The sequence below is a fragment of the Pyxidicoccus sp. M6 genome (assembly GCF_055568925.1).
The window spans coordinates 10596902-10614712 of sequence record NZ_CM145714.1; the positions used below are offsets into that span (position 1 = coordinate 10596902).

A 17811-nucleotide genomic window follows, 5' to 3' on the forward strand; every position below is an offset into this window, starting at 1 on the left:
GCGGAGGGGGTCAGCCCTTCTTGGCCTTGCGCTCGGCGCGGGACTCCTCGGCCACGCGTCGGCGGTAGCTGTCGCCCTCAATGCTGATGATGCTGGCGTGGTGGATGACGCGGTCGATGAGAGCGATGGCGCACGCGGCGTTGGGGAAGATGGTGGTCCATTCCGAAAACGGCAGATTGGTCGTCAAGACAATCGGCTTTTTCTCATACCTGCGCGACACCACTTGGAAGAGCAGGTCCGCGTTCCGGGCGTCGTAGGAGAGGTAGCCAATCTCGTCGATGACGAGCAGACCCGCCTGGGTGCAGTAGTGCTTCAGGCGCCGGTCCAGGGCCCTGGCGGAGTCCTGACTGCCCAGGTCGAGCAGCAGTTGGGAGGCGGTGGTGAAGAGGACGGAGTGGCCAGCCTGCACGGCGTTGTAGGCGATGTTCTGGGCAATCATCGTCTTGCCCAATCCCTGAGGGGCGACAAGGACGACATTGGCGGGGCGGGCCATGAAGTCCAGGGCCAGGGCGCTCTCGACGGCCGGCCTGTCAATGCGCTTGGGCCAGCCCCAGTCGAAGTCGGCCATCGTCCTGAGCGCGCCGAGCTTGCTGCGTGACAGGCGCCGCTCCACGCTGCGACGAGCCCGGTCCTTCGTCTCCTCCTCGGCGATGGCTTCCAGCAGCTCGGTCGGCCCCCACCTGCGCTTGGTGGCCATGGCAATGAGGTCATCGAGTGCGTCGCTGGTGTGGCTCAGGCCGAGGGCGGTGAGACGTTCTTTCAGGGGCATCATGGTGCTTGCTCCGGGTCGCCCTCGAGGAGGGCGTCGTAGGCGTTGAGGGAATGCTGGGGGACGCGCTGCTCACGCACGCGCGGGTCATCTGGCAGCACCAGGGGCAGCGGCGGAGGCGCCCCCTTCTGACGGCGTCGCTGGTCGAGGACGTGGGCGACGGAGGCGGGCCCGAGTGCGCCGCGCTCGAGCGTCTCGGCCAGGGCGGCGTCCAGTTCCGCGGCGCCGTAGCGCTCTGCTAGCGCCAGCAGCTTCACGGTGTGGTTGCCGAGGTTGTCACCGCGGTCGGCGAGCGCCTGGAGCATCTGGTCGGCGCGTGGGCAGCGGGCGCGCAGCAAGTCCCGTCCGCGCAGCTCGTGGGCGTGGGCCTTCTTCCTGGCCAGCGCGGCCAGGTGCTGGGCGTCCTCGACGAGGGCGCCCTTGTCCCAGCTGCGCACGTGCGAGGCGACCTGCTGGGCGCCGTCGAGCAGGCGCACCGTGGTGGCAGAGGCCACCAGCGTGAGAGGACGGCGTACCAGGCCATCCGGAATCGAGTAGTCATTGCCGTCGAAGCGCACGTAGGGCGTCTTGCCGGAGGAGGCGGGGCGCACCACGTCGGTGGGCAATGGGTGGGCGGGCAGCGGCAGCAGGCGGGGACGCTCGTCTTCCAGTGCCTCGGCCACCGTGCGGCCCGAGGCGTCGCCGGGCACCCGACGCTGGTGGGCCACCTCGTCCACCCAGCGCTTGAGCTGCCGATTGAGGTCGTCCAGGCCGTGGAAGCTGCGAGCGGCGAAGAAGGAATCGCGCAGGTAGCGGATGGTGCGCTCCACCTTGCCCTTCTCGTTGCCGCGGTAGGGGGCACAGGGTTTGGGCGCGAAGTGGTAATGCCCGGCGGCCTCCAGCACGCGGGGGTGGAAGCGGATGGCGTCTCCGGCCCGCTCCAGCACGACGGACTTCAAGTTGTCGTAGAGGAGGCTGCGAGGCACGCCCCCGAGCGCCTCGAAGGCCTGGACGTGGCCCTGCAGAAAGCACTCCATCGTCTGCCCCAGGAAGAAGCGTGCGTACATGGCGCGCGAGTGGCCCAGCACCAGCACGAAGCAGGAGAGCGTCCGGGAGGCCCGCCCCACCTGCACCTTGCCGAAGCTGCCCCAGTCCACCTGCGCCTCTTCGCCAGGTAGGGTGCAGCGGCGCAGGAAGGCCTCGGCCTGGGGCCCAGGGCGCACCCGCCGCACGTAGCGCTTCACCTGCTCGTAGCCCCCCGGGTAGCCCCGGGCCTTCACCATGTGGAAAAGGCGCGTGGCCCTCAGGCGCGGGTGGGCCTTGAGGGTGGCGTCGATGAAGTCCGTGTAGGGGCCCAGCACGGTGGGTTTCACCGTGCTCCTATCGGCAGGGGCCACCTGCACGTCCTCGAGGGCCGCCTCCACGGTGTCGTGGTGCAGGCCCAACTCCGTGGCGATGGTGCCCACCGGCCAGTGCTCCGCGTAGTGCAGCCGGCGGATGCGGGCACGTACCTCCGGGGCAATCATCCGCCCACCTCCTCACGGAAGGCCGCGCCGCCAACGCGGGCCCACTCGGGTGCGCGCCAAGGTGGTGTGGCGGAGGAAGGGGCTTTGGCGCCCGCAGAACGTGCAGGCGGGAGAAGGCGGCAGTGCATGCGGAGGGGGCCTCGCTGCGCTCGGCTCCGAGGCCACCTGCGTGGTGGCCTGGACCGGCGCGAGTGGCACCGTCGCCTCGTGAGCCGCCTCCGGGGGAGCCTGATGCGTCACTTTCCTGCGTCGCTCCCGGTATGCAGCCTGGCGCGCAGCGTGGGCGTGCCGCCCGTCCCGCGTGCGCTGGTAGCGCCGCCCGGCCGCACGCACCGACTCCGCGCGCGCCCTCCTGCCGCAGGCCCGCTCGCAGTAGCGCTGGCCCCGGTCGCATCCGGTGCACAGCTGAAACAGCCGTCGGCACTCCGGCCGACCGCACACCGCCAACCGCAGCGACTCCACGCGCAGCCTCCCGCGCGCGCCGACTTCTGGCGCTACGCCCCGGACTGCGCTACCCCTGCCTCACCGGCCCGCCCCTCTCGCACACCAGGGCGCGCCTCCAGGAGGGCCCTCCAGGTGTCGCTGGTGGGCCTTCCGTTTTTCAGGACGCGCGCGACCGCGGACTCCACCGGCGCACTCCCCACCCCTCAACTTTTTGGCTGCACGCGCCGACGGTGCCGGCCACGAAGTCACGGAACTCCGGGCGACCGATGACCAGGAATCAGCGCTTCCTGGAGACCATCAACACAGGGATTCCGCCTGCCGGGCCAGGCGCTCGTTACACCAGAGGACGAACTTCCGGCGTCCGATGTCCCGCTCGAAGCGCTTCGATGCGCTCACTTCGCGTGGGCCACCACGGGCATCTTCACCGGGCCGCGCACCGTCATGGAGCGGTTCCACTCCATCGGCCCGGCCGGGGTGAAGCGGGCGAAGCGCGTCAGCAGCGCCTCCAGTCCGAGCTTCACCTCCAGTCGCGCGAGCGGCGCGCCCAGGCAGAAGTGCACGCCATGGCCGAACGGCAGGTTGTTCACCCCCTCGCGGTCCATGTCGAACGTCTCCGCGCCCGGGAAGTGCGTCTCATCCCGGTTCGCCGCGCCCATCATCAGCGCCACCGGTGAGCCCTTCGGAATCGTCACACCGCGAATCTCCGTGTCCGCGGTGGTGACGCGCATGATGGCCTGCACCGGCGGCTCGTAGCGCAGCACCTCCTCCAGGAAGCGCGGAATCTGCGCGGGGTTCGCCCGCAGGCGCTCCAGCAAATCCGGGCGCTCCATCAGCACGCGCATCGCGTGGCTCATCAGGTGGATGGTCGTCTCCAGCCCCGCCACCAGCAGCAGGAACATGAAGTTCATCAACTCCGCGTCGCTCAACTGCTCACCGTCCACGCGCGCGTTGATGAGGTCCGTCACCAAATCATCCCGAGGCTCCACGCGGCGGCTGGCCAGCACGCGCCCCATGAAGTGCTCCGTCTCCTTCACTGTGGCGCGAATCTCCGCCATGCGCGGCGACTCCGCGGAGCCGGGGGGAATGGACGTAATGCTGGTGAGGTCGTCCGCCCAGCGCTTGTAGAGATGCGTCTGTGCCGGGTCCAACCCGATGAGCTCGCCGATGACGCTCGCGGGCAATGGCAGACAGAAGGCGTCCACGAAGTCCACCTCCCGGCCCTCGGGGATGCGGTCCACAATCGCTCCCGCGAAGCCACGGATGCGCGGCTCCAGGCGAGCCAGCACCGGCGGACCGAAGGCGCGGTTGACCAGCGCCCGCAGCCGCGTGTGGTTCGGCGGGTCCATCCCAATCATCGAGTCCGCGAACGGGTTGTGCCCCAGCCACGCCGGCTTCGTCGCCACGCGCATGCCGATGCTGGAGAACACCGCCGGATTCTTGAAGGCCGCCACCACGTCGTCATGCCGGGTGAGCACCCAGTAACCACCCGGGTCCACCTGGCACACCGGAGACCGGCGCAGCTCGGCATAGGTCGGATAGGGATTGGCCCGGACCTCGGGCACCAGGAGATTCACGCGTCCGCTCATGGGCTCGAATCCTCGCCCGGCAGAGGGCCCGCAGGGAACGTGGGTATCCGATGACACGTGTACTTCAACTGTCTGTAGCTACGGGCACCGCCATCGGTGCGTGCGCCCTACCCCGTCCCCAGCTCCCTCGCGAGCGACAGCAACTCCGAGCGCAGCCATCTGTTACGCGGCTCCGAGTCCGATTGCCTGTGCCAGTAAAGATGCAGCTCCAGCGGAGGCAGTGACAGCGGCATGGGCAGGAGGTGGTTGCCCAGCAGTGCATGCAGCGCCTCCGCGCGGCGCCGCGCCATGGTGAGGAGCTGGTCCGAGCCAGACACGATGTGGAACGCGGCCTCGTAGTGCCGGCACCGCACCGTGACGTCGCGCTGGTAGCCCAGGCGGCTGAGCACCAGGTCCTCCACCGTCAACCCCGTGCGGCGCGACGACACGGCCACATGCTTCGCGGCCATGTACGCCGCCACATCCAGCCTGCGCCTGCGCCGGCTCACCACGCAGAAGGTGTCGCGCAGCAATGGTTCATGGCGCAGCTCCGCGCTCGTCGGCTGCTCCACGTCGATGGACAAATCCAACCGCCCCGACGCGAGGTCCCGCTCCAGCCGGGGCCGGTCCAGCCGCACGCTGGTGACGCGCGCCTCAGGAGCGCTCTTCCGCAGCCGCTCCACGAGGTGCGGGAGCAGGGACGGCTCCAGCATGTCGGTCATCGCGATGACGAGGTTGCCCACGTCGCGCTTCGGTTCGAAGCCGCGCGTGTGGTGCACGGCCCCGTCGAGCAGCGCCAGCGCCTCGCGGATGTCCGGCGCCAGCCGCTCCGCGAACGGGGTGGGCGCCACCCCCCTGCCCTCGCGCACGAAGAGCGGCTCCCCGAGCTGGTCTCTCAGGCGGGCGAGCGCATGGCTGATGGCCGACTGGCTGAGGAAGAGTACCTCGGCGGCCCGGGTGAGGTTCCGCTCCCGGAGGACGACGTCGAACACCCGGAAGAGGTTGAGGTCCAGCCGGGCAAGCCGGGCGGAATCCTGAACTGGGTTCATACCAACACATGACCAACATTCACTGGATGCATCAAGCCCGGATGCGGAGGATGGGGGTACCCACGTCAGAAGGAGGACCGCGATGGACTTCGAACCGAGCGCCCGTACCAAGGACTACCTGGAGCGCATCAAGCGGTTCATGCGCGAGCACATCGAACCGGCGGAGGCCGGCTTCCGCGATTACGTCAACGCCCACTGCCACGGCGGTGACTGGACGACGTGGAAGGTGCCGCCGGTGATGGTGGAGCTGAAGGCCCGCGCGAAGGCGGAGGGCCTGTGGAACCTCTTCCTTCCCGACGAGAAGCTCGGCGCCGGCCTCAGCGTCCTCGAGTACGCGCCGCTGGCCGAGGAGATGGGCCGCAGCTTCATCGCCCCCGAGGTCTTCAACTGCAACGCCCCGGACACCGGCAACATGGAGGTGCTCTGGAAGTACGGCTCCGAGGAGCAGAAGGAGCGCTGGCTCAAGCCGCTGCTCGCGGGCGACATCCGCTCCGTGTTCTGCATGACGGAGCCCGACGTGGCCTCGTCGGACGCCACCAACATGCAGGCCACCGCCACCCTCGACGGCAACGAGGTGGTCCTCAACGGCAGCAAGTGGTGGTCCTCCGGCCTCGGCCACCCCAACGCGAAAATCATCATCTTCATGGCCCGCACGCCCGACACGGGCGGTGACCGCCACCACCAGCACTCCATGGTGCTGGTGCCTACGAACGCCAAGGGCGTCAACATCAAGCGCATGCTGCCCGTGTTCGGCGACTACGACGCGCCGCACGGCCACGGCGAGGTGCACTTCGACAACGTGCGCGTGCCCCTCTCCAACATCATCTCCGGCCCCGGCATGGGCTTCGAGATTGCCCAGGGCCGGCTCGGCCCCGGCCGCATCCACCACTGCATGCGGTGCCTCGGCGCGGCGGAGAAGGCGCTGGAGCTGATGATTGACCGCGGCATGAAGCGCACCGCCTTCGGCAAGCAGCTCCTCAACCTCGGCGGCAACCGCGAGCGCGTCGCCGAGGCGCGCGTGGCCATCGACCAGGCGCGGCTGCTCACGCTCTACGCCGCGTGGAAGATGGACGAGGTCGGCGCGCTCGGGGCCATGACGGAGATTTCCGCCATCAAGGTCGCCGCGCCCAGCGTGCTCCAGAAGGTGGTGGACGACGCCATCCAGGTTCACGGCGGCGCGGGCGTGTCCCAGGACACGATGCTGTCCGGCTTCTTCGCCCAGGCGCGCACGCTGCGTCTCGCGGACGGCCCGGACGAGGTGCACAAGGGACTCATCGCCCGCATCGAGCTGGCGAAGCGCGGCTACTCCCGGAGCTGAACGACATGTCCGACAAGCGCATCTTCATCACCGGTGGCGCCAGCGGGTTGGGCAAGTCCATCGCCCTGCGCTTCGCTCGCGCGGGGTGGAAGGTCTGCATCGCCGACCTCCACGAGGCGCGGGGCGCGGAGACGCTGGCCGAGCTCGGGGCGAATGGGCTCTTCCTCCGCTGTGACGTGACGCGCGAGGAGGACCTCCACGCGGCAGCGGAGATGCTCCAGTCCCGCTGGGGCGGCGTGGACGTGGTGGTGAACAACGCGGGCGTCGCGCAGGCCGGCGCCATCGAGGACGTGTCCATCGACAACTGGCGGTGGATCATCGACATCAACCTGCTGGGCGTGGTGCGGGGGTGCAAAGTGTTCACCCCCGTCTTCAAGCGACAGCGCCACGGGCACCTCGTCAACGTCGCCTCCATGGCGGGCCTGCTCGATGTGCCGATGATGAGCAGCTACAACGCCACCAAGGCGGCCGTCGTCTCGCTGTCGGAGACGCTGCACAACGAGCTGGCGGAGGACAACATCGCCGTCAGCGTGGTGTGCCCGTCGTTCTTCAAGACGAACCTGGGCGACTCGCTGCGCACCACGGACCCGCGGCTGGGGGCCACCATGGCGCGGCTGTTGGAGCGCTCGTCCATCACCGCGGAGGACATCGCCAACGACGTCTTCCGCGCGGTGGAGAAGAAGGAGTTCTACGTCCTGCCCCACGCGGAGGGCCGCAAGGCGTGGTTCCTCAAGCGCTTCCTCCCGCGCGACTTGTACGTCAAGGTGATGCGCAAGAGGACCGCCCGGATGCGCCCGAGCCCCGGCCCCGCACCGACGACCTGAGGGAGAGAACGCGCCATATGCCTTCCAACAGCCCCATCGACCAGGGACGCGCCGTCCGCCCCGGCGAGGAACTGAACGTCCCCGCTGTCGACGCCTGGCTCAAGGCCCTCGTTCCCTCCCTGGAGGGCACGCCGGAAATCACCCAGTTCTCCGGCGGCGCCTCCAACTGGACGTACCGGCTGAAGTACCCCAACCGGGACCTCATCCTGCGCCGCCCTCCCGCGGGCACGAAGGCCAAGTCCGCGCACGACATGTCGCGCGAGTACAACGTGCAGAAGGCCCTCAAGCCGGCCTACCCGGTCGTGCCGAACATGGTCGGCCTGTGCCAGGACGCGTCCGTCATCGGCTCGGACTTCTACGTGATGGAGCGCGTCGAGGGCATCATCCCGCGCAAGCACATGCCGCGCGGGCTGGAGCTCGACAAGGCCACCACGCGCAAGCTCTGCCTCAACGTCATCGACAAGCTGGTGGAACTGCACCAGGTGGACGCGGCCTCCGTGGGGCTGACGTCGCTGGGCAAGGGGCCGGGCTACCCGAAGCGACAGATTGAAGGCTGGTCGGACCGGTACGAGAAGGCGCGCACCTGGAACGTGCTCAGCTTCAAGCGCGTGCGCGACTGGCTCAAGGCGAACACGCCGGATGACGTCGCCACCTGCATCATCCACAACGACTGGCGCTTCGATAACGTGGTGCTGGACCCGGGTGACCCCACGCGTGTCATCGGCGTGCTCGACTGGGAGATGGCCACGCTGGGCGACCCGCTGATGGACCTGGGCAACACGCTGGCCTACTGGATTCACGCGGATGACAACTTCATGCTGCGGATGACGCGCCGCCAGCCCACGCACCTGCCCGGCATGCTGCGGCGCGAGGAGGTGGTGGAGTACTACCTCGACAAGATGAAGCTGAAGCCGGGCAACTGGACCTTCTACGAGGTCTACGGCCTGTTCCGGCTCGTGGTCATCATCCAGCAGATCTACTACCGCTATCACCACAAGCAGACGCGCAACCCGACGTTCAAGAACTACTGGCTGCTGGCCAACTACCTCGGCCTGCGCTGCGAGCGGCTCATCCGCACGAAGGGAGCCCGCTGATGGGTGTGGTGTACCTCGTCCGGCACGGGCAGGCCTCGTTCGGGGCCGCGGACTATGACCAGCTCTCGGAGACGGGCGTGGCGCAGTCACGGGTGCTCGGGGAGACGCTGCGCTCGAGGCTGCCGCGCGTGGACGCGGTGGTGACGGGGACGCTGACGCGCCACCGGCAGACGGCCGAGGCGTGCCTCGCCGCGCTGAAGGTAGACGCCCCGCCGAAGCGCGTGCCGGGGTTCGACGAGTTCGACCTCGACGAGCTCATCGTCCGCCACTCGCCGCGCTACGCGGACCGCACGCTGCTGATGCAGGACATCGCCTCGGCGACGGAGCCGCGCCGCGCGTTCCAGGAGCTCTTCACGGAAGTGGTGGCCCGCTGGGTGAGCGGCCGGCACGACGACGAGTACACCGTGTCCTGGCGCACCTTCCGGGACGGCTGCATCCGGGCGCTCGACGAGCTCATCCTCGAGCTGGGCGCCTCCAGGAGCGCGCTGGTGTTCACCTCCGGCGGCCCCATTACCGCCATCTGCCAGGACCTGCTGCGCATTCCGGACGAGCACGCCTTCCGCCTCAACACGGCCCTCGCCAACTGCGGCGTCACCAAGGTCGTCTACAGCGAGCGGGGACGCTTCCTCTCCACGCTGAACGAGCACAGCCACTTCGAGGGCCCGCAGCGAGCCCTCCTCACCTACCGCTGAGGGCCGCCCTCCATGCGAAAGAACATCCTGATTACCGGCGCCAGCTCCGGTCTCGGCGAGGGCATGGCGCGCGAGTTCGCCGCCCTGGGCCGCAACCTCGCGCTGTGCGCGCGCCGCACCGAGCGGCTGGACGCGCTCAAGGCGGAGCTGCTCCAGAAGCACCCGGGCATCACCATCTCCGTGCGCGCGCTGGACGTGAATGACCACGCGCAGGTGTTCAGCGTGTTCGACGCCTTCGCGCAGGAGCTCGGCAGCCTGGACCGCATCATCGTCAACGCGGGCATCGGCCTGGGCAAGCGCATCGGCACCGGCCACTTCGCCACCAACGTGCAGACAGCCCAGACGAACTTCGTCTCCGCGCTCGCGCAGTGCGAGGCGGCGGTGGGCATCCTCCGCAAGCAGGGCGACGGGCACCTGGTGACGATTTCCTCCATGAGCGCCATGCGTGGGATGCCCCGGCACCTGACGGCGTACGCCGCGACGAAGGCCGGCCTCTCCACGCTCACCGAGGGCATCCGAGCCGAGCTGCTCGGCACGCGCATCAAGGTCAGCACCATCTTCCCCGGCTACATCCACACGGAGCTCAACGCGGGCGCGAAGAACCTCCCGTTCGCCGTGGACTCCGAGAAGGGCTCGCGCGCCCTGGTGAAGGCGATTGAGCGCGAGCCGGTGAAGGCCTACGTGCCCGGCTGGCCCTGGGCCGCCGTGGGCTTCCTCCTGCGCAACCTGCCCCTGAAGCTCGTGGCGCGGATGTCTTGACCGTCGCTGGTCTCACGCGGGAGTGACGGCTAGCGTTCGCGGCCCCATGACCGCCAACGTCTCTCCTCCCGCGCAGTCCACCGCCGACGCGCCTCCGGCCCGACTCGGGCTGATGGCTCGCTTCGGCCCCGGCATCCTCGTGGCGGCCACGGGCGTCGGCGCTGGCGACCTGCTCACCGCGAGCCTCGGTGGCTCGACGGTGGGCGTGTCCATCCTGTGGGCCGCCGTCGTCGGCTCCGTGCTGAAGGCGTTCCTCAACGAGGGCATCGCCCGCTGGCAGCTCGCCACCGGCACCACGGTGCTGGAGGGCTGGGCGCGGTTCGGCGCGGGCCTTCGCTACGTCTTCTTCATCTACCTGCTCGGCTGGAGCTTCTTCACCGGCGGCGCGCTCATCTCCGCGTGCGGCGCCGCGGGCGACGCGCTGCTGCCGCTGAGCAGCGACGCGGAGACGTCACGACGCATCTGGGGCGTGGTGCACTCGCTCGTCGGGCTGGGGCTCGTCTGGTACGGCGGCTTCCGCCTCTTCGAGAAGCTGATGGCCGCGTGTACCGCGCTGATGTTCGTCGCCGTCCTCTTCACCGCCGTGGGCTCGGGCCCGGACTGGGGCGCCGCCGCGCGAGGCCTCGTGCTTCCAGCCTTACCGAAGGGCGGCACGGCCTGGGTGTTGGGACTCCTTGGCGGCGTGGGCGGCACGGTGACGCTGCTCTCGTACGGCTACTGGATTCGCGAGAAGGGCCGCGAGGGGGCGAAGTGGCTGAAGACGTGCCAGGCGGACCTCGCCGTGGGCTACGCGCTCACGGGCATGTTCGGCATGGGCATGGTGCTCATCGGCTCCACGCTGAAGCTGCAGGGCAGCGGCCTCAAGGTGGCGAACCTGCTCGCGCAGCGGCTCGGTGAGGTGATGGGCCCCGCGGGCTACTGGCTCTTCCTGCTCGGGTTCTGGGGCGCCGTCTTCACCAGCCTGCTGGGCGTCTGGGAGGGCGTCCCCTACCTCTTCGCGGACTTCCTCCGCATCCACGGCAAGCGGCCCGAGCCGCAGATGGACTTGAGGAACACCCGGGCCTGGCGCCTGTACCTCGTGGCGCTGGCCCTGGTCCCCCTGCCCATGCTGTGGGCGCCGCTGCAGCGCGCACAGCTCGCCTACGCGGTGGTGGGCGCGCTTTTCATGCCGCTGCTCGCCGCCACGCTGCTGGTGATGAACAACCGGCGCGCGTGGATAGGGGCGCTGCGCAACAACTGGCTCACCAACGCCGCGCTCGTCGCCACGCTGCTCTTGTTCCTCGTCGTCGGGCTCGACGAGGCGCTCGAAGCGCTCCGCAAGCTCCAGGGCCCGTGAGCGAGGCTCAGGCCCGCGCGGCCCGCGCCGCGCCGTCGTCGTTCTCCGCGCCGTAGCGCAGCGACTCCCACGCGAGCATCACCTTCTTGCGCGCGGGCCCCCAGCGGTAGTCGCCGAAGACGCCCGTCTTGCGCAGCACGCGGTGGCAGGGGATGAGCAGCGCCACCGGGTTGTCTCCCACCGCCGAGCCCACCGCGCGCACCGCCTTGGGGTTTCCAATCGCGCGGGCGATGTCCTCGTACGTCGCCACCTGCCCCGGGGAGATGCGCAGCAACGCCTGCCACACCTGCACCTGGAAGGGCGTGCCCTTCACCAGCACCGACAGCGGCGTGGGCTCGCGCGGAGGCGCCTCGGGGAAGATGCGCTCCGCCCACGACGCGGTGCCCTCGCGCGACGCCAAGAAGGTGGCGTGGGGCCACTGCTCCTTCAGCGACGCCAGGGCTTCCTCCGCGGACTCGCCGGTGAGGAAGTGCAGGCCGCAGATGCCCCGCTCGCAGGCGGCGATGAGGCAGTCGCCAAAGGGCGACGGGTGGATGCCGTAGCGGATGGTGAGCCCCTCGCCGCCGAGCTTGAACTCTCCCGGCGTCATCGCGGTGAGGGTGACGAAGAGCTCGTGCAGGCGCCCGCCGCCGGACAGGCCCACGGAGTAGGACGTGTCCAGCACGCTGCGCCGCTCGGCCAGCAGACGGCGGGCCGAGCTGAGCGTGTGTACCTGGAGGAAGCGCTTGGGGCTGATGCCCGCCCAGCGCGTGAAGAGGCGCTGGAAGTGGAAGGGGCTCAGGCCCACGTGCGCGGCCACGTCATCCAGGGACGGCTGCTCGCGCGCATGGGCGTCGAGGTAGAGGATGGCCTGCTCGATTCGTGCGTAGTCGCTGGTCGCCATGGAAGGGTCGCTCCTGCTCCTGGGTATGGCCGCCGGACCGCGTGCAAACAACCCGGTTCTTGCGCCCACCTGGCGCCGCCGAAGGCCGCAAGGAGCGGGTCGTCCGGCCGGGGCGTGCTCCCTACCCTGCCTCGCGTTCCACCCCTTCCGGAGTCCCTGATGCGTCTGTACGACTATGCCCCTTCCGCCAACGGCTACAAGGTCCGCCTCCTGCTCTCCTGGCTCCAGAGGCCCTATGAGCTGGTGCCCGTGGACATCTTCGCGGGAGAGAGCCACACGGAGGACTTCCTCCAGAACAAGAACCCCGACGGGCGCGTCCCCGTGCTGGAGCCGGAACCCGGCCGCTTCCTCGCCGAGTCCAACGCAATTCTCCTCTACCTCGCGCGCGGCACGCCGCTCCTGCCCGAGGATGCTTTCGAGTGCGCCCACGTCCACCAGTGGCTCTTCTTCGAGCAGAACAGCGTGGAGCCCAACGTGGGCACCGTGCGCTTCTGGCGTCTGACGGGACGCGCCTCGCACCATCCGGAGACCTTCCGCCTGCGCACGGAGCGGAGCCACGAAGCACTGGCCGCGATGGAGCGCCACCTGCGCGGGCGCGCATTCTTCGTGGGCGAGCGCCCCACCGTCGCGGACATCTCGCTGTACGCGTACGCGCACGTGGCGCCCGAGGGTGGCATCGATTTGAAGCGCTACCCCGCCGTGGCCGCGTGGCTGGAGCGCGTGAAGGCGCGGCCCGGTCACATCGGCGCGCTGGCGCCGTACACGGCCAACGCGCACGTCGTCATCGCTCCGGCGGCGTGACGGTTTCAGCTGACTGCGCGCATCCCGACCCGCCTCGCGTCGCGCCGCGCGGACGGCCCCTCCGGGAGCGTTGCGGAAGCGTCCTCTTCGGAAATGTCGGGGGTTTTGCGCGGGCGGTCTCAACCGGTCATCGCAACGACCCGGGCGAAATGTCCCGACATTTCCGAACAGCATGCCCTCGACCCGCACCCGGCCCGCCTCCCCCATGGCGTAGCGGCGAAGCCATCCAGAAGCCCCTGATATCCCTGGAACTCACTGAACATCTCGCAACGTCCTTCAGGGATGCGCGGCTTGACTCGCCGCGGGCAGAGGACTAATCCGTACCCGCGATGAAGCACTTCCGCTCCATGTGTCGAATGTCGAAGCCGGGTGGGCCCCAGCCCGCCAGCGTCGGCTGACGTCCACACCGACACTGACGAGCCACCGGAGCCCACCCACCCGCGAGGGTTGGTGGGCTTCGTCGTTCCTGGACGCGCGCTCTCCCTCGCCCCTTCTACCCGAGGAACCCGCGTCCCATGCCCACGCCCAGCACTCCATTCCCCGCGCCCACTCCGCGCCTCTTCGACCTCGCCCTGCCCGGCTTGAAGCTCGAGGCCGGCGCACGTGTCTCGAATCACCTCGTCCGTGGCTGGTGGTGGGGTCCGGAGGAAGACCTCCCCTGGCTCCACTCGCACGCGCGCGTGCTCTCGGAAGAAGAGGCCCGCGCGAGCACCCTGCGCGTCGTCCGCCGCACCGTGACCGAGCAGCGCAACGCCGTCGAGCGCGCCCGCCCCCATGGAATCACCCGCGCCCCCGCTCGCGTCCCCACCGTGCTGCTGGTGCACGCGCTCACGGGGGACATGCGCGCGGGTGGAGAGGGCGGCTGGTGGGAGCCGCTCATCGGCCCCGGGCGCGCGCTGGACCCGGCGCGCGTGCGGCTGCTGTGCTTCAACAACCTGGGCTCCTGCTACGGCACCACCGGCCCCGCGGATGAGGGCTTCCCGGGGCGGCTCGACGACGTGCGCTTCGGACCGCCGCCGCCCGTCGGCAAGGGAGACCTGCGTCAGGACGAGGCACGGCTGCCGGCCACGATTACGCCGTGGGACCAGGCGCGCAGCATCCTCCTCGCGCTGGACGCGCTGGACGTGGAGGAGGTCGAGCTCGTCACCGGCGGCTCGCTGGGAGGGATGATTGTCCTCTGCCTCGCGGCGCTGGCGCCGGAGCGCTTCGCGCGCATCGCGCCCATCGCCACCGCCGAGTCCGCCACGTCATGGGTGGTGGGCTTCAACCACGTGGCGCGGCAGGCGATTCTGCTGGACCCGGGCTTCCCGGAGGCGCCGCACCGCGGGCTCGAGTTGGCGCGGCAGCTCGCGATGCTCACGTACCGCGCGGAAGCGGGACTGGAGCGTGGCCAGGCGCGTCCCGCCGCGTGGTCCTCGCGCGCGCTATACCCGGTGCAGAGCTACCTGGAGCACCAGGGCCGCAAGCTGGAGGCGCGCTTCGACGCGCGCGCGTACCTCGCGCTGCTGGGGGCCATGGACCACCATGACGTCTCGCGCTGCGTCGACCGGGGGCTGCCTCGCATCCGCGCGAGCGCGCTGTGCGTGGGCATCGACCAGGACCAGCTCTTCCTCCCGCACCACATGGAGGCACTGGCCCGTCGCCTGCGAGAGCACGGCCTCCACGCCGAGCACGCGGTGCTGTCCAGCCCGTACGGGCACGACGGCTTCCTCGTGGAGTGGGACTCCATGGCCGCGCTCCTCACCCGCGCGCTCGCGCTGCCGCCCGGGTTGGGCTCAGCCGCCCGCGCCCAGGTGGCATAGCGCCGCTCACCCCGTCTTGCGCTGTCCCGACGGCTCCGAAGCGGCGGACGTGTGGTGGGACCACGTCGGCGGCTCGGACTCGCGGGTGAAGGCGCGCAGCCGTCGGTACTCCTGGTACGACGCCTGGAGCGTCAGCACGTCCCCGGCGTGGATGACCTCTTCACCCGCCGGGTTGAGCTTCTCCTCCCCGGCGCGCAGCAGCGACAGCGTCAGCGTGCCGAACCTGTCTCGCAGGTTGGCGATGTTGAGCCCGGGCAGCCCTTCGCGCGCGTCGAACTGGGACACCACCATCAGGTGCTTGCCCAGGTGGAAGGAGTGGATGATGCGCGGGTCCATGGCCGCCAGCGCCATGGCGGGCGCGGCGAGCGACGAGCTGGACAGCGCCTCCGCCTTGAAGGTGTCGCGCACCTTGCCGCTCAGGTCATCGTCGAAGAGGCGGATGACCACGCGGATGTCCGGGTTGAGCTTGCGCGCGTCGAGGGCGATGTTGAGGTTGGCCAGGTCATCGTCCGTGGCGCAGACGATGGCCGAGGCGTGCTTCACGTTGGTGCGCGGCAGGCACAGCGGGCTGCGCGTGTCGTCGATGAGCAGCGGCACCTGCTCGTCCCGCAGCGCGGACACGAAGGCGGCGTCCTCGCGCTTCTCCACCACCACCACGTCGCGGCCCATCTCACGGAGCTGCGTGACGACGCGGTAGCCCACCCGGCCCGCTCCGCACACCACGACGTGGCCCTTCATCGTCTCGGTGACCACTTCAATCCACTCCTTGTCGTTCTTGTGCCGGGCGAAGAAGAGGTACGCGAAGCGCACCACACCGTCCGCCACCAGGGCGATGCCCACCGGTGGAATCACCAGGTTGACCAGCTCGATGACCCAGTCGCGCACGTACGGCAGCGACGGCTGGCCGTACATGAGGAAGTAGACGTGGTGCAGGCCCTCACCGAAGGTGATGCCGGTGCCGTCCGGCCCCACGTAGCGCAGGCAGAACAGCAGCGGCCCCAGGATGAACAGGGCCGCGGACAACACCAGCGTGGTGCGGAAGCGCCGGATGAGCGCCCGCAGGTAGCGCAGGTTCACCTGGACCTGGCGGCGGGACAGCTTCAAGGCGCCTCCTCGAGGACGGGGACGACTAGGACGCCGGGGTGATTTCGGTTGCCGCCGCGTTGCGCGCGCGCCGCCGCTCCACCAGCCACACCAGCAGCACGCCCAGCTCGTAGCAGGCCAGCATGGGGCCCGCCATCAGCGACAGATTCACCACGTCGCCCGTGGGGGTGATGATGGCCGCGGCGATGAGGCACACCACGAAGGCATGGCGCTGGTACTTGAAGAGCCATCGCGACTGAACCACGCCCACCACGCCCAGGAGCGCCATCACCAGCGGCAGCTCGAAGATGATGCCAAAGGCGAGGATGAGCAGCAGCACCAGCGAGAGCTGCTCGTCCATGCTCAGCATGGGCCGCGTCCACCTCGCGGCCTCGTGCTGGGCGATGCCGGACGCCAGCTCCTTCTCCAGCCTCCACACCTCCTGCAGCTCTTCCGAGTGCGTAGGCGCCGCGCCGCCCACCAGGCTGACCGCGCTGTCCATGGCCGCCGCCGCCGCCACGTAGTCCTGCTTGCCGAACGCGCTCACCGCCTCCACGCGCTTCTCCACGGCCTGCTTCAGCACGCCGCGCGCCTGGGTACCGAACCCCTCCGAGGCGGAGTCCAGGAGCCGCCCCAGCGCGTCCAGCCGGGAGCGCAGCTCCACGCCCCCCGCGGGCGCCTGCTTGGGCTCGGTCACCTGGCCCTCGCCGGTCGCCCGCAACAGCTCGTTGGTCTCCTTCGCGAGCGAGCCCGCCCGCTCGGCGTCACCCACGCGCAAAAAGCGCAGCACGTCCTCCGCGCGCAACTGGGCCGTGTCCAGCCGCTGCTCCAGCGCCAGCGTCTCCTCCTCGTTGAGGAGGAACTTGAACATGGAGGGCAGCACCGCGAAGTAGCAGAAGCTCGCGCCGAGGATGAAGGCGATGGAGCCGAACGCCACGAAGGGCGCGGCGAACCGGCGCTCCTCCGGGTACAGCCCCGGCGATACGAAGCCCCAGATTTGAAGCAGGATGACGGGCGTGGTGAGGAAGATGCCGCAGTACACGCCCACCTTCATGAGGACGTTAATTTCCTCGATGCCGGACGTGTAGATGAGCGCGCGGTTGCCCTCGGGGAGCGCGTCCAGCACCGGCCGCATCAGCAGGCCGAAGATGGGCCGGGCGAAGACGAGCGAAACGGCGCCCAGCACCAACACCGCGATGGTGCACTTGAACAGGCGCGAGCGGAGCTCCGCGAGGTGCTCCATCAGGCTCATGCGCAGCTCGGGCTCCGGGGAGACGGGCGGGGGGCTCAGGGCTCAGCTCCGTTTCGGCGCGTTGCGCGCCACCGTGCCGGGGACGGGGACCGGCGTATCAGGGGTGAGTGCCACCGGCTCGGCCGCGGGGGCCTGCGGGGCCTCGCGCAGGAAGGAGGGCTCCGCCGGACGGGGCCCGGACGCGTCCAGTTCCAGCACCTGCGTCGTCGTCCCCGGGGCGGGGGCCGGCGCGGCGGCGTCCGGGGCCGGGGCCACCGGGCTCGCATTCGCGGCATCGGGAGGAAGGACGGGGGCCTCGGGCAGGCTCACCGAGGAAGGGGGCGGCGTGTTGGAGAAGGACGACCCGGGGCGCACGGGCGGCGTGGGCGCGGAGACGTCCTGGTCCATGGTGTAGAACTCCCGCTCCACGACGTTGCGCACCTCGTCCGTCTGGCGGCGGAACTCCCGCATGAACTTGCCGATGCCACGTGCCAGCTCGGGCAGCCGCTTCGGCCCGAGAATGAGCAGCGCGGCCACCGCGATGAGCACCATCTCGCCTGCGCCGATGTTGAACATGTCCTGACGCGCTCCCGGGAAAAGCAGCCCGGGTTATCGCGCCCCGGACGGGCCGGCGCAACCGCTCGTCGCTTCCATGC

At 69.8% G+C, this 17811-nt stretch carries 16 protein-coding genes; 8 read left to right on the forward strand and 8 right to left on the reverse strand.

The window, feature by feature from the left end; genetic code table 11:
- Window positions 1-10: 10 nt before the first annotated feature.
- The 4 genes from istB to ACVTJA_RS41415 form a co-directional block, all read right to left on the reverse strand.
- Window positions 11-772, reverse strand: coding sequence for an IS21-like element helper ATPase IstB (istB, locus tag ACVTJA_RS41400; RefSeq protein WP_465824711.1), 762 nt, complete (start codon window positions 770-772; stop codon window positions 11-13).
- Window positions 769-2274 (reverse strand): IS21 family transposase, encoded by a 1506-nt coding sequence (gene istA, locus ACVTJA_RS41405; RefSeq protein WP_465824713.1) that lies wholly within the window; start codon window positions 2272-2274, stop codon window positions 769-771. The genes istB and istA overlap by 4 nt, the downstream gene beginning before the upstream one ends.
- An 836-nt stretch (window positions 2275-3110) precedes the next feature.
- On the reverse strand, window positions 3111-4304 hold the full coding sequence (locus ACVTJA_RS41410) for a cytochrome P450 (protein ID WP_465828891.1): 1194 nt from the start codon (window positions 4302-4304) through the stop codon (window positions 3111-3113).
- A gap of 107 nt (window positions 4305-4411) precedes the next feature.
- On the reverse strand, window positions 4412-5332 hold the full coding sequence (locus ACVTJA_RS41415; protein ID WP_465828895.1) for a LysR family transcriptional regulator: 921 nt from the start codon (window positions 5330-5332) through the stop codon (window positions 4412-4414).
- A gap of 82 nt (window positions 5333-5414) precedes the next feature.
- On the opposite strand from ACVTJA_RS41415, the gene ACVTJA_RS41420 reads away from it, so the two are divergent.
- The 6 genes from ACVTJA_RS41420 to ACVTJA_RS41445 are packed head-to-tail and all read left to right on the forward strand — an operon-like array spanning window position 5415 to window position 11355.
- Complete coding sequence (locus tag ACVTJA_RS41420; RefSeq protein WP_465828898.1) at window positions 5415-6650, forward strand: acyl-CoA dehydrogenase family protein; 1236 nt, start codon at window positions 5415-5417, stop codon at window positions 6648-6650.
- A 5-nt stretch (window positions 6651-6655) separates the two neighbouring features.
- On the forward strand, window positions 6656-7474 hold the full coding sequence (locus ACVTJA_RS41425; RefSeq protein WP_465828902.1) for an SDR family oxidoreductase: 819 nt from the start codon (window positions 6656-6658) through the stop codon (window positions 7472-7474).
- Between the two features lie 17 nt (window positions 7475-7491).
- Window positions 7492-8568 (forward strand): phosphotransferase family protein, encoded by a 1077-nt coding sequence (locus tag ACVTJA_RS41430; RefSeq protein WP_465828904.1) that lies wholly within the window; start codon window positions 7492-7494, stop codon window positions 8566-8568.
- Complete coding sequence (locus tag ACVTJA_RS41435; RefSeq protein ID WP_465828907.1) at window positions 8568-9260, forward strand: histidine phosphatase family protein; 693 nt, start codon at window positions 8568-8570, stop codon at window positions 9258-9260. The genes ACVTJA_RS41430 and ACVTJA_RS41435 overlap by 1 nt, the downstream gene beginning before the upstream one ends.
- Window positions 9261-9272: 12 nt before the next feature.
- Window positions 9273-10019 carry an SDR family oxidoreductase gene (locus tag ACVTJA_RS41440; protein WP_465828909.1) on the forward strand — a complete coding sequence of 249 codons (747 nt, stop codon included), beginning with the start codon at window positions 9273-9275 and terminating at the stop codon, window positions 10017-10019.
- Window positions 10020-10065: 46 nt separating this feature from the next.
- Window positions 10066-11355: an Nramp family divalent metal transporter gene (locus tag ACVTJA_RS41445; protein WP_465828911.1), complete on the forward strand. Its 1290-nt coding sequence runs from the start codon at window positions 10066-10068 to the stop codon at window positions 11353-11355.
- Window positions 11356-11362: 7 nt separating this feature from the next.
- On the opposite strand, the gene ACVTJA_RS41450 is transcribed toward ACVTJA_RS41445, so the two are convergent.
- Window positions 11363-12238, reverse strand: a complete 876-nt coding sequence (locus tag ACVTJA_RS41450) for a bifunctional transcriptional activator/DNA repair enzyme AdaA (protein WP_465828913.1) — start codon at window positions 12236-12238, stop codon at window positions 11363-11365.
- 159 nt (window positions 12239-12397) lie between these two features.
- On the opposite strand from ACVTJA_RS41450, the gene ACVTJA_RS41455 reads away from it, so the two are divergent.
- A complete protein-coding gene (locus tag ACVTJA_RS41455) occupies window positions 12398-13039 on the forward strand; it encodes a glutathione S-transferase family protein (RefSeq protein WP_465828915.1) in 642 nt (213 codons plus the stop codon).
- A 515-nt stretch (window positions 13040-13554) separates the two neighbouring features.
- Window positions 13555-14841 (forward strand): alpha/beta fold hydrolase, encoded by a 1287-nt coding sequence (locus ACVTJA_RS41460; protein ID WP_465828918.1) that lies wholly within the window; start codon window positions 13555-13557, stop codon window positions 14839-14841.
- 6 nt (window positions 14842-14847) lie between these two features.
- Here ACVTJA_RS41460 and ACVTJA_RS41465 read toward each other — a convergent pair whose 3' ends face one another.
- The 3 genes from ACVTJA_RS41465 to ACVTJA_RS41475 are packed head-to-tail and all read right to left on the reverse strand — an operon-like array spanning window position 14848 to window position 17731.
- A complete protein-coding gene (locus tag ACVTJA_RS41465) occupies window positions 14848-15945 on the reverse strand; it encodes a potassium channel family protein (RefSeq protein WP_465828920.1) in 1098 nt (365 codons plus the stop codon).
- Window positions 15946-15970: 25 nt separating this feature from the next.
- A complete protein-coding gene (gene tatC / locus ACVTJA_RS41470) occupies window positions 15971-17176 on the reverse strand; it encodes a twin-arginine translocase subunit TatC (protein WP_465828922.1) in 1206 nt (401 codons plus the stop codon).
- 42 nt (window positions 17177-17218) lie between these two features.
- A complete protein-coding gene (locus tag ACVTJA_RS41475; protein ID WP_465828924.1) occupies window positions 17219-17731 on the reverse strand; it encodes a Sec-independent protein translocase subunit TatA/TatB in 513 nt (170 codons plus the stop codon).
- Window positions 17732-17811 lie beyond the last annotated feature (80 nt).

Coding starts and splice junctions, on each gene's coding strand:
- istB (WP_465824711.1), bottom strand. CDS start 772: ATGATGCCCCTGAAAGAACGTCTCACCGCCCTCGGCCTGAGCCACACC.
- istA (WP_465824713.1), bottom strand. CDS start 2,274: ATGATTGCCCCGGAGGTACGTGCCCGCATCCGCCGGCTGCACTACGCG.
- ACVTJA_RS41410 (WP_465828891.1), bottom strand. CDS start 4,304: ATGAGCGGACGCGTGAATCTCCTGGTGCCCGAGGTCCGGGCCAATCCC.
- ACVTJA_RS41415 (WP_465828895.1), bottom strand. CDS start 5,332: ATGAACCCAGTTCAGGATTCCGCCCGGCTTGCCCGGCTGGACCTCAAC.
- ACVTJA_RS41420 (WP_465828898.1), top strand. CDS start 5,415: ATGGACTTCGAACCGAGCGCCCGTACCAAGGACTACCTGGAGCGCATC.
- ACVTJA_RS41425 (WP_465828902.1), top strand. CDS start 6,656: ATGTCCGACAAGCGCATCTTCATCACCGGTGGCGCCAGCGGGTTGGGC.
- ACVTJA_RS41430 (WP_465828904.1), top strand. CDS start 7,492: ATGCCTTCCAACAGCCCCATCGACCAGGGACGCGCCGTCCGCCCCGGC.
- ACVTJA_RS41435 (WP_465828907.1), top strand. CDS start 8,568: ATGGGTGTGGTGTACCTCGTCCGGCACGGGCAGGCCTCGTTCGGGGCC.
- ACVTJA_RS41440 (WP_465828909.1), top strand. CDS start 9,273: ATGCGAAAGAACATCCTGATTACCGGCGCCAGCTCCGGTCTCGGCGAG.
- ACVTJA_RS41445 (WP_465828911.1), top strand. CDS start 10,066: ATGACCGCCAACGTCTCTCCTCCCGCGCAGTCCACCGCCGACGCGCCT.
- ACVTJA_RS41450 (WP_465828913.1), bottom strand. CDS start 12,238: ATGGCGACCAGCGACTACGCACGAATCGAGCAGGCCATCCTCTACCTC.
- ACVTJA_RS41455 (WP_465828915.1), top strand. CDS start 12,398: ATGCGTCTGTACGACTATGCCCCTTCCGCCAACGGCTACAAGGTCCGC.
- ACVTJA_RS41460 (WP_465828918.1), top strand. CDS start 13,555: ATGCCCACGCCCAGCACTCCATTCCCCGCGCCCACTCCGCGCCTCTTC.
- tatC (WP_465828922.1), bottom strand. CDS start 17,176: ATGAGCCTGATGGAGCACCTCGCGGAGCTCCGCTCGCGCCTGTTCAAG.
- ACVTJA_RS41475 (WP_465828924.1), bottom strand. CDS start 17,731: ATGTTCAACATCGGCGCAGGCGAGATGGTGCTCATCGCGGTGGCCGCG.